The organism is Streptomyces sp. NPDC057438, from assembly GCF_042802995.1.
In the GTDB taxonomy this organism is placed as follows: domain Bacteria; phylum Actinomycetota; class Actinomycetes; order Streptomycetales; family Streptomycetaceae; genus Streptomyces.
The window spans coordinates 1-15019 of the sequence record NZ_JBHVDD010000086.1 but is presented as its reverse complement, the minus strand read 5'-3'; the positions used below and the strand labels follow the sequence as shown (position 1 = coordinate 15019).

11 protein-coding genes and 1 pseudogene are annotated in these 15019 nt (G+C 68.1%); 6 read left to right on the top strand and 6 right to left on the bottom strand.

Features of this window, described 5'->3' with window-relative positions; genetic code table 11:
• Window positions 1-180 precede the first annotated feature (180 nt).
• The 4 genes and pseudogenes from ACFU5F_RS33835 to ACFU5F_RS33820 all read left to right on the top strand — a co-directional run.
• Entirely contained in the window at window positions 181-420 is a 240-nt protein-coding gene (locus ACFU5F_RS33835; RefSeq protein ID WP_383895747.1) for a sensor histidine kinase, read from the top strand.
• A 109-nt stretch (window positions 421-529) separates the two neighbouring features.
• Window positions 530-1510, top strand: a complete 981-nt coding sequence (locus tag ACFU5F_RS33830) for a teichoic acid biosynthesis protein C (protein ID WP_383895744.1) — start codon at window positions 530-532, stop codon at window positions 1508-1510.
• A gap of 710 nt (window positions 1511-2220) precedes the next feature.
• A complete protein-coding gene (locus ACFU5F_RS33825) occupies window positions 2221-2553 on the top strand; it encodes a hypothetical protein (RefSeq protein WP_383895741.1) in 333 nt (110 codons plus the stop codon).
• A 369-nt stretch (window positions 2554-2922) separates the two neighbouring features.
• Window positions 2923-4016, top strand: a pseudogene (locus tag ACFU5F_RS33820) (transposase); the annotation flags it as partial.
• A gap of 186 nt (window positions 4017-4202) precedes the next feature.
• Here ACFU5F_RS33820 and ACFU5F_RS33815 read toward each other — a convergent pair.
• The 5 genes from ACFU5F_RS33815 to ACFU5F_RS33795 form a co-directional block, all read right to left on the bottom strand.
• Window positions 4203-5639: a gamma-aminobutyraldehyde dehydrogenase gene (locus ACFU5F_RS33815; RefSeq protein ID WP_383895738.1), complete on the bottom strand. Its 1437-nt coding sequence runs from the start codon at window positions 5637-5639 to the stop codon at window positions 4203-4205.
• Between the two features lie 312 nt (window positions 5640-5951).
• Complete coding sequence (locus ACFU5F_RS33810; RefSeq protein ID WP_383895735.1) at window positions 5952-8267, bottom strand: N,N-dimethylformamidase beta subunit family domain-containing protein; 2316 nt, start codon at window positions 8265-8267, stop codon at window positions 5952-5954.
• A gap of 17 nt (window positions 8268-8284) precedes the next feature.
• Entirely contained in the window at window positions 8285-8632 is a 348-nt protein-coding gene (locus ACFU5F_RS33805) for a hypothetical protein (RefSeq protein ID WP_383895732.1), read from the bottom strand.
• 181 nt (window positions 8633-8813) lie between these two features.
• Window positions 8814-10193, bottom strand: coding sequence for an APC family permease (locus tag ACFU5F_RS33800; RefSeq protein WP_383895730.1), 1380 nt, complete (start codon window positions 10191-10193; stop codon window positions 8814-8816).
• Window positions 10194-10419: 226 nt separating this feature from the next.
• Window positions 10420-11436: a LuxR C-terminal-related transcriptional regulator gene (locus ACFU5F_RS33795; RefSeq protein ID WP_383895727.1), complete on the bottom strand. Its 1017-nt coding sequence runs from the start codon at window positions 11434-11436 to the stop codon at window positions 10420-10422.
• A 527-nt stretch (window positions 11437-11963) separates the two neighbouring features.
• Here ACFU5F_RS33795 and ACFU5F_RS33790 point away from each other — a divergent pair.
• On the top strand, window positions 11964-13550 hold the full coding sequence (locus ACFU5F_RS33790) for an IS1380 family transposase (protein ID WP_383895724.1): 1587 nt from the start codon (window positions 11964-11966) through the stop codon (window positions 13548-13550).
• Between the two features lie 445 nt (window positions 13551-13995).
• On the opposite strand, the gene ACFU5F_RS33785 is transcribed toward ACFU5F_RS33790, so the two are convergent.
• Window positions 13996-14211 (bottom strand): hypothetical protein, encoded by a 216-nt coding sequence (locus ACFU5F_RS33785; RefSeq protein WP_383895721.1) that lies wholly within the window; start codon window positions 14209-14211, stop codon window positions 13996-13998.
• 178 nt (window positions 14212-14389) lie between these two features.
• Here ACFU5F_RS33785 and ACFU5F_RS33780 point away from each other — a divergent pair.
• A partial coding sequence (locus ACFU5F_RS33780) for an IS701 family transposase (RefSeq protein ID WP_383895718.1) occupies window positions 14390-15019 on the top strand: 630 nt, incomplete at its 3' end.

The window sequence follows — 15019 nt, the reverse complement described above, 5'->3', positions numbered from 1 at the left end:
GCAGAGAGACCCTGTCGGGCCTTCGGCGCACGCTGGTGTCGCTCCGTCAGGCCGACCGGGGCGCGACGGCAAGCAGTCACCGCTCGCACCCTCGCCGGGGCTGGCAGACATCGAACGGCTGGCGGCAGCGCGGGCGCGGGGGTACGCGTCGACGTGCGCTGCAGCGGGGAGCAGTGTCCTGTGCCGGTCGGCATCGACCTGTCCGCCTACCGCATCGTTCAGGAGGCGCTGACCAACGTGATCCGCCACGCAGGCACCGGACATTGCCGGGTGGCCATCGATTACGGAGACGAGGAACTGTCCGTGGAGATCGTCGACGACGGGCGCGGAGTCACCGGGAACGGCTCGGCCCACGGCTTCGGCGGGCCGGCCCACCCGCCCGCACCGCGAACGGGGGTGGCGCACTCGGTGAACGCGTGACGACTGCTCGTACAACGGTGGTCGGGGCCCGGGAGATCTTCCTCCAGGGCCCTTTCACGTAGGCTCATCGGGCTGATCAAGCAGGTCTCACCAACCAACGGGAGAACCCATGAACGACGCCTTGAGCCGCCGCACCCTGCTCCGCGCGGGAGGAGGTCTCTCACTGGCCGCGGTAGGGCTCGGATACGGCACGGGGGCCGCGTCGGCCGCGGTACCGACCTCTCAGCGGTTCACGCTGACCACGACCTCCTCAAACGACCTCTACCGGGGCCGGGCGCTTCGGGACGGCACGGTGATGCAGAGCTTTGCCTTCGACCAGACCAACCAGCGGTTGTTCGTGGCCCAGTTGCGCCAGGGCTCGGGGGCCAACTCGGGCGACCTGTGCATCACCGAACTCTCCTGGTCGACCTGGAACGCGATCGGCCACATGTACCTGACGGGCTTCGGCCACGCGGTCTCCATAGGCGCGCAGGCCGTGGGCTCCTCGACGTATCTGTGGGTCGACGCAGTCGCGGACACCAGCGGCTACGGACAGCGGCTGGGGCGCTTCAAGTACACCAACGGCACTACGCTGAGCGCCTCGTCGTCGGCGGTCACGAAGCACACGCCCGTCTCCTCGGCGAACCGGCACACCTGTGCCATCGACCCCACGCACAATCGCCTGATCGTGCGCTACCGGCCGACGGGCTCGGCCACCCACCGCTTCGCCGCGTACGACCTGACCGACGCCACCAACGGCAACTTCGGCAGCCGCCTGGTGGACTTCCAGGAACCGTCCCGGATCGACGCCGCGAACTTCCAGGGGTACACGGCATACGGCCAGTACTTGTACTGTCTCACGGGCCACAGCAAGGACGTCACCGGCGAGGCCAACACAGACGCGGTCCTCTGGAGCGTCAACATGAACACCGGACAGATAGCGGAGGAGTTCCTCACCGGGGCCGGCTCCACCCTCACCTTCCGTGAACCGGAGGGCATGGCCGTCTACACCACCGCCGGAGGAGAGCCCCGCCTCTTCTTCGGCTTCGCCTCCGGTGGGGGAGTGGGCGAACGCCTCTCCAACGTCTTCTACAAGAACGTCCTCGTCTGACGGTCGTCCGGATCGGTCGACCTGGCCGGACCGGTCAGACAGCTCGAAGCCGCCCATGCCCTCATCTGGCCGGCACGTCCGCGCCGTCATCGGGAGGGGCTCCAGCGTCATGGCGCCCCCTCCTCACATGGACCCTCGGCGACACGGGGGCAATCGGGGGGCGGGACAACGCAGCAAGCGCTGTCGCGCACCGCGCCACGCAGCCCTGAAGTCGCGTCCCCCACTGTGGACAAGGGGGGTCTCGAGGGATGTACGCAAGGCGGAATGGCCGATTTCCCGTGCCTCGTGCACCTGCCGTGACAGAAAAGCATTCTTGTGGTGAGTGGGAGATCGTGTGACGGTTAGGGAACTGACCTGTACATGCGGTCAATGCCTGACCAGTGGATTCACCGCATGCGCCGTATCGGAACGGGCCGGTCAACCATCGGCCCGGAATGGGGGAAAATATGAACGCATTGCGTGCCTCAGCCGGATCGGTTCTCGCTGCAGGCCTGTTGTTCGGCGGCGTCGTCGCCGTATCGGGACAGGCAGGCGCTGTCGAAGGTACCAATGGACACTGCGTGTACAACGTGTCCACGGGTGCTACGGCATGTCACAGCACCTTTCGCGCGGCCGTCGTCGACGCCACCAATGGGAAGGTGACCAACGCGTCGCCCGTAGCCCGTACAGCCCTTTCCGACACGTCGTTCCTGAAGCGGCTGGAGGGGCCCATGCCCGCGACGGAGGCCACCGCCGCAGCGGTCGACTACGTCCTATCCATCGAGTACGACATCGCCAACCTCAGCTCCTCCGGCGGCACCCTCACCATCACGGCGGACGGGCCCTGTGTGGAGGACGGGCAGCGGGACTTCACCGTGAACGACGTCCGGGACGCCTGGCCCTCGTGGAACGACCGGATCTCGTCCTTCCAGGGCTTCAACACCTGCGACGTCAACCACTACGAGCACCAGGTCCGCAACGGCGGTGACACCACCGGCCCGAAGCGCTCCATGACGACCATGGGCGACATGTCCAACAAGACGACCGGGTTGACCTTCGGCTGACCCGAGCCGATCGCCCGCAGGGCCGGTGGCATCCCTTGCCACCGGCCCGGCGCACGCATGTACCGCAGGTGCGAACCCGCGCACCACCGGACGGCCGGTCGGACGTGCCCCCGACCGGCCGCATCCCGAACTGGTCGGCATGGCGCTGTCGACGACAACACCGAGCCCGCATCAGCCGCTGCAAACGACGCGGACACAGCCCATGCCACTGCCCAGCAGTCAGAACAAGCACATGGCGGTACCAGTGCCGCGGCACTAACCTCGCGCTTTCGCGACCGTGAGTGTTCGAATAGACGAGGAGTACCTCTGACCTGGGACGATGTGACTTGTCTAGGGTCATGCCGTCGTCAGGAAAGCTGCACTCCTCAGGTGAAGAAGAGTCTCGGGTCCTACCTGCGCGTCCGCGTCGAGGACGGTGGCCGCGGAGCGGTCTCGCAGGCCGGGGCCGTGTTGTTGGTGGAGACGGTCCGCAAAAGCGGCCTGGATACGGTGATATCGAGGGCGTTGACGCCGTGCCGCAAGCAGCGAGCGGTGCATGATCCGGACAAGATCCTGCTCGATGTGGCGCTCGCGGTCGCGCTGGGTGGGGACTGCCTGGCCGACGCTGCCATGCTGCGGGCCGAGCCGGCGGTGTTCGGGTCGGTGGCCTCCGACCCGACGGGCTCCTGCCTCATCGACACGGGTGGGAAGCGGGCGCTGACTGCGATCCGCCGGGCCCGCTCCCAGGTCCGCGAGCGGACAGGTGATCGTGGACCTGGACGGGTGCTGGTGATCGCGCACTCCGACAAGCAGGATGTCACCGCGGCCTAGAAGCGGACATTCGGCCACCATCCGATCATGGGGATTCGTCGACCACGAGGCAGGCGGTGCCGGTGAGCCGGTCGCCTGCGCTCAGGGGAAGGCGGGCAGCAACACCGCCGCCGACCGCATCACCGCCACCGAACTGGCCCTGGCCCACCTCCCCAAGACCTACCGGCGCGGGCGCCGCACCCTGATCCGCACCGGCTCCGGCTGCGGCACCCGCGAGTTCCTCAACTGGCTCACTCCACGCGGCTGGTGGCTGTCCAACGCGGTCGGCACGACCATCACCGACACCATCCACCATGCCGTACTGAAGATCCAGGCATCGGCCTGGACACCCGCCGTCGATCCGGACTGCGAGATCCGCGACGGTGCCTGGGTCGCCGAACTCGCCGGGACTGCCTGACGGGTTGGCCGAAGGGGATGCGCCTGATCGTCCGCAAGGAACGTCCACACTCCGGCGCCCAACTCCGCTTCACCGACGCCGACGGCAGGCGCATCACCTGCTTGCTACCAACACCCCCGGCAAGGCGATCGCCGGGCTCGAATTGAGCCACCGCCAGCGCGCCCGCTGCAAGGACCGCATCCGCAACGCCCATGACACCGGCCTGCGCAACTTCCCCCTGCACGACTTCGCCCGGAACCAGATCTGGCTGGAGATCGGTCTGTTCCTATCCTTGCGTCCCGAAGGCGTCCAGGATGGACGAGGAGAACCCGGCTGCCCGGACGTTGCTCCAGTTCAGAGGGGTTCTCGGACTCCTCCGCAGCGGATCCCTTCCTCACTTCGGGCGGATGTCGGGATCCCGGCTGGGCGATCCGGCTTGGCACTGGCGGCGTCGGCGCGGGCGTCACGCGTCCAGTGACGTCATGACGTGCTTGATACGGGTGTAGTCCTCGAGGCCATACGCGGACAGATCCTTGCCGTAGCCAGATTGTTTGAAGCCGCCGTGGGGCATCTCGGCGACCAGTGGGATGTGGGTATTGATCCACACGCAGCCGAAGTCCAGCGTCTTGGACATGCGCATCGCGCGTGCGTGGTCCTTGGTCCACACCGACGAGGCCAGGGCGTAGTCGACGCCGTTGGCGTATTCCAGGGCCTGTGCCTCGTCGCGGAAGGGCTGGACGGTGATGACCGGGCCGAACACCTCGTTCTGGATGATCTCGTCGTCCTGCTTGAGGCCGGAGACGACGGTGGGGGCGTAGAAATAGCCCTTGTTGCCGACGCGATGGCCGCCTGCCTCGATCTTGGCGTGGGCGGGCAGACGCTCGATGAAGCCGGAGACCTGCGTGAGCTGGTTGGCGTTGTTGAGCGGTCCGTACAGCACGTCCGGGTCGTTGGGTCGGCCGGTCTTCGTGCCGGTGGCGGCCCTCGCCAGCGCCGTCACGAACTCGTCGTGGACCGATTCCTGTACGAGGACGCGGGTCGCGGCCGTGCAGTCCTGACCGGCGTTGAAGAAGCCGGCCACCGAGATGCCCTCGACGGCCTGGGTGATGTCGGCGTCGGCGAATACGACGACCGGCGCCTTGCCGCCCAACTCCAGGTGGACACGCTTGACGTCCTTGGCCGCGGACCCGGCGACTTGCCTGCCGGCCCGTACGGAGCCGGTGATGGAGACCATCGCCGGGGTGGGGTGTTCAACCATCAGGCTGCCGGTGTCGCGGTCACCGCAGACTACGTTGAAGACGCCCTTGGGCAGGATGGACCCGATGATCGCGGCCATCAGGAGGGTAGAGGCCGGGGTGGTGTCCGACGGCTTCAGGACCACCGTGTTGCCCGCGGCCAGCGCCGGGGCGAACTTCCAGACCGCCATCAGCATCGGGTAGTTCCACGGTGCGACCTGCGCACAGACCCCGACGGGCTCACGCCGGACGATGGAGGTCATGCCGTCCATGTACTCACCGGCCGAGCGGCCCTCCAGCAGGCGCGCGGCGCCGGCGAAAAAGCGGATCTGGTCCACCATCGGTGGCACCTCTTCGCTCGCCGTCAGCCCCAGGGGCTTGCCGGTGTTCTCAGACTCGACGGCGACGAGTTCTCCGGCCCTCGCCTCGAAAGCGTCCGCGATCTTCAGCAGCAGGCGCTGTCGCTCGGCCGGGGTGGTGTCGCGCCACGCCGGGAACGCGGCCGCGGCCGCGGCCATGGCGGCGTCGACGTCCTCCCGGCCGGACAGCGGCGAGGTCGCGTAGGACTCGCCGGTCACCGGGTTAACGATCTCGATGGTCTGCCCGTCGGCGGCGTCCAGGGACTCGCCGCCGATGTAGTTTCGCAGCGTGCGCAGAACGGTCACTGGGTCTCCAGTCGGCACATAGGTGGCTTCTCGCATGTTTCTTCGAATCCCGATCCGGCTGCTGGGGGCGATGTCGGACGACAGACGCTGGGCCACGTGGACGGGGACGACGACAGCACCAGCACGGCGGCGACAGTGATCGGCTGCCAGGCCCGTGCATCCCCGCTTGCCCCCGGCACCGGCTCGGTGCCGGGTATGTGGCCCCGCAGAGCGTGGTCTGCTCCTCTGCGCGTTTCGGTTTGCGCAGCCGGATTTCCGAAGGCGACCCGCTTCCGTCGGCGGAAGCGGGTCGCACACGGCAGCAGGGGCGGCCTACTCCAGCGGCTTCTCGTCGCGGAAGCGCCGCAGCACGTTGCCTGTGATCTTCGCGATGTTGTTGTCGTACCCGTTGTGGGACAGCGACCCGGTCCAGGCTATGGATCCGACCGAGAAGAAGCCGCCACCGCCCTCCAGCGCGCAGTAGACCATGTCAGCGCGGACCGCCGGCTGCTCGGTTCCGCCCATCCCCGGGAGCATCTCGAAGATCTCCTCGGTCACCAGCAGGTAGCTGTCGGAGAAAGGCCCGGAGGTGGCCAGGACCAGGGTTCCGGGCGGCGAGCCGAGCGCCGGGTTCCAGCAGTCGATCTCCGAGCCGGCCGCGCCGCCGCCGATGATGCCGAAGTCGCCCAGGAGCTCGTTCTCGCCGACGCCTTCGAAGATGAAGGCCGCCCGAGGATCCCGGCTGTCCGCAAGGCGCTCGTAGTAGGTGCAGCGGTCGAAGCCCTGGGCCGCCATCCCGACTCCCACCAGACGCTGCGGGGCCTTGCCCTTGTTGCGCCACAGGCCGCTGGCCTCGCCCGAGGTGGTATGGCGACGCTCGGCGAAGGGGGACTGGTGGGGGCGGGTGCCGCCGTCGGCCCGGCGCAGCTCCATCAGGTGCGGGGCGTCGGGGTCGTAGGAGACGGTCGCGAAGAACCCGTTGCCGCCCAGGTACATCAGCCGGCCGCCGTTCGCGGTGAACTCCTCCAGGGCGTCGAGCTCGCGCCGCGTGACGTATTCGGGGTGGCTTCCGGTGATCACAACGCGGTAGTCGCGCAGCAAGTCGTAGCCTTCCCGGTCGAGATCCTCGTCGGTGAGGGCGTCGAACTCGCACTCCGCCGTCTCCAGCCAGTGCACCAGGGACAGGTCGGCGGGCAGGCCCCAGGGACCTTCGCTCATGAACGAGGCCCGGTACCGCGGCTGCAGGCTGATCAGCGGGCGGCGGACGCTGCCGAACACCACACCGGACCCGTCATTGTGGATTTCGTACAGGGAGCGGCCGAACTCGGGGTGGTCCTGCAGGACCAGGTCTTCCTTGTGGACGATGGGCGTGTGGCCGAGGAGCATCTCGATACCGTCCGCCTCGAAGGCGATCCGGTCGTTGGCGTAAGCCAGGTAGGTGGCCGTGGGGAACAAGATGGCGACGTCCTTGCGCCGGCGGCCGGGCCCGACGAGGAAGGGCACGTGCTGCTCGATGCCCTCGGCCCGCAGCCGCACCGCGTAGACGCCGCTGGGCAGGTCCTCGGGCACCTCGAAGGTGAACGCCGCGGGCCACTGGGCGTCAGCGATGTCGTCGTCGTGGAAGTGGATGGCGTCGAACTCGTCCGGCGCGAGCCGGAAGTCCTCCACGACACCTTGGAACGTGGGCCCGGTGACGCCCCGGACGGGCGCGTTGACGCAGCGGCCGTGCAGCATGTGCGGGCCCTCGTCGACCACATCCCACAGCAGCAGCCCGTCGGGGCGCTCGCTGCGGCCGAAGTGCCAGGCAGCAACCGGCTCGCGCGTCCTGGAGGCGTCGTCGGTGGCGCGTTCGACGCGGATGCCACCGATCTTCCCGTTGAACGCGGTTGCCGCGAGCAGCCGGTCACCGTCCTCGCGAGCCAGCGCGCCGATACGGAACGGCATGGAGGAAGCCGTCCAGGCCGCCGAGGCGGGTGCGTTCGCCTGCTCGGGTACGGAGGCTGCGGCTGCCGGTGCCACCCGGTCCGCGCAGTGGTCCAGCGGGGTCTGCCGCAGGGTGATCTGCCCCGCCGATCGTGGAAGTTCGACCTCGAGCCGGTACCACTGGTGGGCCGTCAGCTCCTGTTCCAGGGCGAGGGTCCGCCGCTGACCGCCCTCGCTCCATACGAAAGACGGCTTGCCGTCGTCGAGCAGCAGGGCCCAGCCGGTCATGGTCGACGCGTCCCAGGTGCCCATGACCGCCTGGCGTTCGCCGGTGAAGCCGACCGAGCTCTGGCTGACCCGGTAGGCGCCCAGGTTCCCTGAGCGGTTGTTGCGTAGCAGCGTCGGGAAGACGGAGGCGCGGATGACCAGCGCGCCGGGGGTCGCCAGCAAACCGTTCGGGTCGGGGACTTCGACATAGGAGCCGGGCTGGCAGGCGTAGTACTGCCCCGGGTACGTGCCGTCGATGGTGGAGGGGACCTCGGTCTCCAGGAAGCCGGGCCCTGCCTGCCCGTCGTATCCGTGTCGCAGGCGCACCAGGGCGGCGTCGTAGGTCGCAGGGCCTTCAGAGCTGATGTGGAACGACAGTTGCTCGCCAGGGCGGGCGGAGAAGCGATCGGTGTAGCCGAAGACGTTCTGGGTCGTCGTGCGGCCGCTCGCGAGTGCCATGACCTTCTCGTTTCTTTCTAGTTCTGCTGCAGTGCCGCGGCACGCGCGGTGAAGATGTACCGCATGGCGTCTTCGTAGTCCTCGAAGGACTGTTCGGTCAGGAGAAGGTTGCCTGGCATACCCAGGACGATCTTCGACACGCGCCAGGGCCCGTCGGGGCCTTCGGAGAAGATGATGTGCTTGCCCGAGACGGGCAGGCTGCGCAGCGCCCGCAGCACGCGTTGGGTGCGGTCGTCGTGCAATCCCAGCGGAGCAGCTTCATGGGCAGCGACGACCTCGTCGGTGCACTCCTTGCGCAGGCGTTCCTCGCTGCGCAGACGGAACACTTCGAGCAGCTCGGCCGAGCGATCTGCACTGGTGCGCATCAGTTCACCTCCTGCTGCTGGGACACCGTTGCGCTGCGACGGGACAGGGACGATGGGCTCACTGAGGATGCCTTTCATGCTTGACGGGCTCGCGGGCGCCGGGCAGCGACTGTGGCTCGCGCCTCGGTGACAGTGCCTTGGACCGATGCCGAGTGCTGCCCGGCGGTGAGCGGGAGTGAGGTCAGGCGTCGGAGCCGCTGAGCGAGCGGCCGGTGAGCTTGAAGTACGCCGCCACGCCGAGGCCGATGAGGAGCCAGCACGAGCCGACGATCTTGGCGTGGGGGTCCGCGTTCCACAGCGCGACCAGGAGGAGTGTGGCGCCGAGGATCGGGGAGACCCAGTGGACGAAGAAGCTGCGGCTGCGGCCTCGGACGACGAAGTGGGTGAAGACGCTGACGTGGAGGAGGATGTAGGCGGTGATCGCGCCGAAGGTCACCAGGGTGATCAGCAGTCCCGCCTGCTCCACGCCGAGGATGCCGACTCCCACCGACAGGACTGCGATGAAGATCATCGCGTTGAGGGGAACCTGATGCTTGTCGCTGACCCGCGACAGGAACTTCGGCAGCTGCCCGTCGCGGGCCATGCTGAAGACCAGGCGGGAAGAGGTGGCGTTGGACGCGATGGTGTTGGCGAAGATCGCGATCAGGGCGGCGGTCAGCAGGAGGACCGTCTTGAACCAGTCCGCCATGGCCGTGCCCACCACGTTGTAGAAGGCGTTGTTGACCGCGTCGCCGTCGGCGAATTCCGTCCCGGTCGGAACCAGGATGCCCGCCACGAAGACCTGCACGACGAACAGCGCGGTCACCTGGTAGAGGACAATCATGGTGGCCTTGGAGACGGTTCTGCCGCCGCCCTCGGCCTCCTCGTTCAAGGTCGAGATCGCGTCGAAGCCGATGTAGCTGAGCGCGGCGACGGGGACCGCACCGAGGATCAAGGACCAGGAGCCGCCGTCCGCGGGGATGAACGGGTTGAGCGACAGGTGGGCCTGGCCCTGGAAGATGAGCACGGCAGCCCAGACCAGGAACACGGCCAGAACGGCCAGCTGGATGTAGAGGAAGATCTTGTTCATCGCCGCGGTGACGCTGATGCCCATGATGTTGATCAGGGCGGTCGCGGCGACGAAGATCACCACCCAGACCCAGGCGGGCACCCCGGAGACCACTCCGGTCATCGCGCTGGCCGCGAAGACGCACAGCAGCGCGGGCAGCAGCAGGTAGTCGAGCAGGATGGCCCACCCTGAGACAAACCCGAGGAAGCGGTTGCTGCCCATGCGCACGTAGCTGTAGACCGAGCCGGCGACCGGGAACCGGACCGCCATCTCCTTGTAGCTGACGGCACTGAACAGCATCGCGATCGCGGCCACCACGTAGACCGAGGCGACGGCGCCGGCGGACATGTTGTAGACGACGCCGAACACCGCGACGGGGGCGAGCGGCACCATGTAGATCAGGCCGTAGATGACAACGTCGGCCAGGCTGAGCGTACGGGCGAGTTCCTGCTCGTAACCGAGCTCGTGCAGCCGGCCGCGGTCGCCGTCCGCGACGTCGGGTCTTTCGGACACTGTTTTCGGAGCTTCTGGAGCGTTCAAGGCCGGGCCTCCTGAGGGGATGAACGAGCCCCGGTCGGCTGTCGATGCCGTGGCGGCGACAGGGGGATAGGACGACGCGGGGGTCGGGCAGCAGCCGGCTCGGCGAGTGGGGGCCGCCTTCAGCGCGGGCTTCTCTTCACCTCGAATATGGTGCTAGGCCACCTTGTGGCTCAATACGCATTCCTACCGACAGCGGCGGTCAGCGGTCCAGGCGCAGAATGCCTTCGCGCAGCGCCGACGCCACCGCGCCGGCTCGCGACGGCTGCCCCATCTTGTGGAGGATCCGCTCCACGTGCGTGGTCACCGTGCGCAAGGAGACGTCTCGCTGTGATGCCAGCTGCTGGTTCGAGAACCCTGCCGCCATCCCGTTCAGGATGTCGTACTCGCGCGGCGCGAGTGAATAGGGCAAGCCGGCCGTCGGAAGCTCCTGCACCAGTACAGCCGGCTCTGGCCGTCCCAGCGGATCGGCCACCTTCAGGACCTGCAGCGAGAGCCACCCTTCACTCGACGCCTGCAGCCCAGTGGCGGCGACCTGCGCCGAGGCCATGAAGCGACGCAGAAAGCCGGTGAACTCGGGCTGCGTGGGCGCGAGCGCCGGGGCGCACGACTCGACGGCCCAAGCACGGCCGGTGTGGTCGATCAGGGTGGCGTTCGCTCCCGGCGGTATGGCGCATCCGGTGGTCTGCCGTCGAGCCACGTCGCACATCTGAGCAAGCGCGGGCACCAGGGCCTTGAGGAGTTCGGCCGCGTCGTCCCGGAACGCGCCGCGCTCCGCCGCGGAGAAATGCAGCATGCCCGTGTACACACCGCTGTCCGAGAAGAGACACGCGGTCATGCCGTCCTCGAAGCCGGCAGGTCCCAGCACCTCTCGGTACATCGGGGACCGCCGGTAGTCGCCCGGCACGTCGTCGATCCGCAACGGCAGGCGCCGCTCCCGGACCAGCCGGTTCTCGGCGCTCGCCGCATAACGGTCACCCAGTGCGGCAACCGTTTCATCACCGTAGGTGACCACGGCGAGTGCGCTGTGCGCACGGGCCATCGGGTCCCAGAGCATGAGGGCGCCGGCGTCGTGATGAGTCACCGGCTCAAGCAGCCTCAGCACCGTCATCGCGGCCTCGCGCCGGTCACCGGCTCCGGCCGCGTAGGCCGCCTCGACCAAGACCCGGGTGTGGGATGGCTGCATCAGCGGATCCCTCTCGAAGCTGGGCTGCCCCACCTCACGATAGCAGCGTCTTTTTTCGGGACCTGAGGGTGCGAGCTGCGGTTGTACATCGCGCTCGTGGTGACCGCCGGGGAGAATGAGCCTGGGCGGTCCTGCTTCTGATCCCTTGGCTGTCGGGGTAACAGGATCCAACGACACGGTCCGGGCGGCATGCCTGTGCGGGCCGGTCGGGGTCTTTCCTCACGCACCAGCATATTGCGACGTCCTTGCCGAGCCCAGCAGGTCCGGCGTCCTCCCCCTGGCGGCTCGGCGCCGATGAGCTCGACACCGAACTGAGGGCGCGGATGGGCAGTCGCGGACGAAGAGCTCGCCGCCGGTATTCGCTCCGTCGCCGTCCCGATCCGCGACGGCGACGCATCGCAGCGATGAGCGTCACTGTGCATGTGGCGGAGACATCGCTGGACGCGCTCACCCAGCATCATGTCGACGACGGGTGGTCATAAAGCTGCAAGGGCCTCTGACCAGCGAGAATGAGGATTGTCTAGGTCCCTGTTCCCGCTCCGGCCGGAGGAACTTTCCAGGTGAGTAAGCGTGGCGGGTCGTACCCGCGTGTCCGCGTTGAGGGCAGTGGTCGCGGGGTGGTCTCGCAGTCCGGCGCCGTGCTGCTGGTCGAGACCGCCCGCAAGGCGGGGCTGGATGCGGCGATATCGGGGGCGCTGGCGCCGTGGTGTAAGGCGCGTGCGGTCCATGATCCCGGCAAGATTCTGCTGGACCTCGCGCTTACCGTGGCCCTGGGCGGGGGACTGCCTAGCCGATGTCGCGATGCTGCGGGCCGAGCCCGCCGTGTTCGGGCCGGTGGCCTCCGACCCGACAGTCTCCCGCCTGGTCGACACCCTGGCCTAGGCCGGCCCCGTGCGCTCGCGGCGGTCCGTCGGGCACGGGCCGAAGTCCGCGAGCGGGTCTGGCGGCTGGCCGGCGAGGCGGCCCCGGACGCTGGCGGCGAGGTCATCGTGGACATCGACGGCGTGCTGGTGCTGGCGCACTCCGAGAAGCAGGGCGCCGCCAAGACCTGGAAAAAGACGTTCGGCCATCATCCGTTGTTCGCGTTCGTCGACCACGGCCGCGAGGGGTCCGGGGAACCGGTCGCCGGCCTGCTGAGGCCGGGGAACGCGGGCAGCAACACGGCCGCCGACCACATCGAAGCGGCCCGCACGGCGCTGGCCCAGCTGCCGACGAAGTACCGGCGCGGCCGCCGCAGCCTGATCCCCACCGACTCTGCCGGCGGCACCCACGACTTCCTCAACTGGCTCACCACACGCGGCCGATGGCTGTCCTACTCGGTCGGGATGACCATCACCGAGGCCATCCACCGGGCCGTGCTGAAGATCCCGGCCTCCGCGTGGATCCCGGCCGTCGAACCCGGCGGCGAGATCCGCGACGGCGCCTGGGTCGCCGAGCTTGGTGGCGATGTCCTCAAGGGCTGGCCGAAGGGGATGAGGCTGATCGTCCGCAAGGAACGGCCGCACACCGGCGCACAATTGCGCTTCACCGACGCCGACGGCATGCGGCTGACCTGCTTCGCCACCAACACCGAGCACACGCCGATCGCCCAGCTGGAGTTGCGGCACCGCCAGCGCGCTCGCGCCGAGGACCGCATCCGTGCCGCCCGCGACACCGGCCTGCGCAACCTGCCCCTCCACCACGCCGCCCAGAATCAGGTCTGGCTTGAGATTGTCCAGCTCGCGCTCGACCTGCTCGCCTGGATGCCCATGCTCGCCCTGGCCGGTGACGCCCGCCGGTGGGAGCCGAAGCGCATGCGGTTGAGGCTGTTCTCCGCCGCTGCCCAGCTCGTCACCACCGGCCGCCGTCGCTACCTCCGCCTGGGCGACCACTGGCCCTGGATCGACGTGATCACCAGTGCGATCGCTCGCCTGCACGCCCTGCCGGACCCTGGCTGGCCAGCGGCATCGCCCCATCCCGACGAGCAGCAGACCAATTTCCGGAACTGTGGAGCCCGGCGCCCACCCGATACGACAGTCGGGCCCTCGATATTTCTACAGGCAGAAAACCCACCCCGGACAAGCAGAAACGGCCCGCCAGCCGAGCTGACGAGCCGTCATGCAAGATCGAGGCTAAGCCCCAATGCCGTTGCTTTTGCGGTGGCGTAGGCTGGTCGGGAGTGGGTCCCGGGGGTGGTGCGGGTGGCCGCAAGTGCGTTTGACTTATCGGGTCTTGGCCTGTTGACCTGGGTGTATCCGCCGGGTTTGGTGGATCGGGCGCTGGCCGCGTGCGGACATTCAAAGGGGAGTCGACGAGCGCGATCGCGTCCCGCTTGAACTCCTCGGATTACCGCTTTGTGTACTTGTTTCCCACCTGGTGCTACTTCCTCTGGAACCTCTGGAACCTCAGGTCCCAGTTTCCACGTGTCCACGATCAAGGGAAAGCTTCAGTGAGGTGCTTGACGGTGTGCGTGGACAGCGGAAGACGGCACTGGTAGATAAGCGGGCAGGTGTCCTCGGCGTGCTCCTTGGTATTCGTCACACGATTCCAACGGCCGCCGATGGCGTTCCGGTTACGGTAGTGCCGCAGCGCTTCGAGTGGCGGTGTTGCTGGTCAGCGGCGGGTGGTGAACCGGCCGTCGGGCAGTTTGCGGGGCCAGCCGCGATCAGCGAATTTGATCAGCTTGCTGCGCAGCGGTTCCAGCTTGGCCTTCACGCTTACTTCCACCCCCACGACCTCGCCGACCTCGCGGGCCATGACCGGTCCGGCGGCCTGTCGCACGGCGGCGATGATGCGCTGGTAGTCCCATGGCAGGGCATTCCCCTCCACGCCCGGCTCGCGATGCGGGACTAGTACTCCAGCAGTACTTCGTGGCTTGACCTGGGGAAACGTCGAGCGGTGGGAGTGTAGCGGGCAGGATGCCGTCACGGACGGGTTCTGCCCGAACACCCCTCGAAGGAGTGCCCACGACGGCAAGGTCGTCCCGGGCTCTGGGAAGCCTCGGGTTGTGATCACAGAACAGGCAGCCGAGACCTGGGACCGCGACCTGGACCACCTCTTCACCGCCATCGGGCACCGCTTCGGCCGTGTCGAACCCCGCCGCCGGATGCGGGACTACGTGCGCGCACTGCTCGCCCCGTTAGGCCGCAAAAACAGCTGGCAGCTCGCCGAACATGCAGGCCACGCCACCCCGGACGGACTGCAGCACCTGCTCTCCCGCGCCCGCTGGAACTCCGACGACGTCCGCGATGACCTGCAGACCTACGTCGCTGAACAACTCGGCCGCCCAGACGGGGTGCTGATCGTCGACGACAGCGGCTTCCTGAAGAAGGGCACCACCTCCGCCGGAGTCCAACGGCAGTACTCCGGCACCGCTGGCCGCACCGAGAACTGCCAGATCGGCGTCTTCGCCGCCTACGCCAGCACGGCCGGCCGCGCCCTGGTGGACCGGGAGCTCTACCTGCCCAAGTCCTGGACGGACGACCGTGACCGCTGCCGCGCCGCCAAGATCCCCGACGAGCGGGAGTTCGCCACCAAGAACACCCTCGCGGCAACGATCGTCCGCAGAGCTCTGGCCTCGCCGCTGCCGATCGCCTGGGTGACGGCGGACGCCGCCTACGGACAGGACAACCGATTC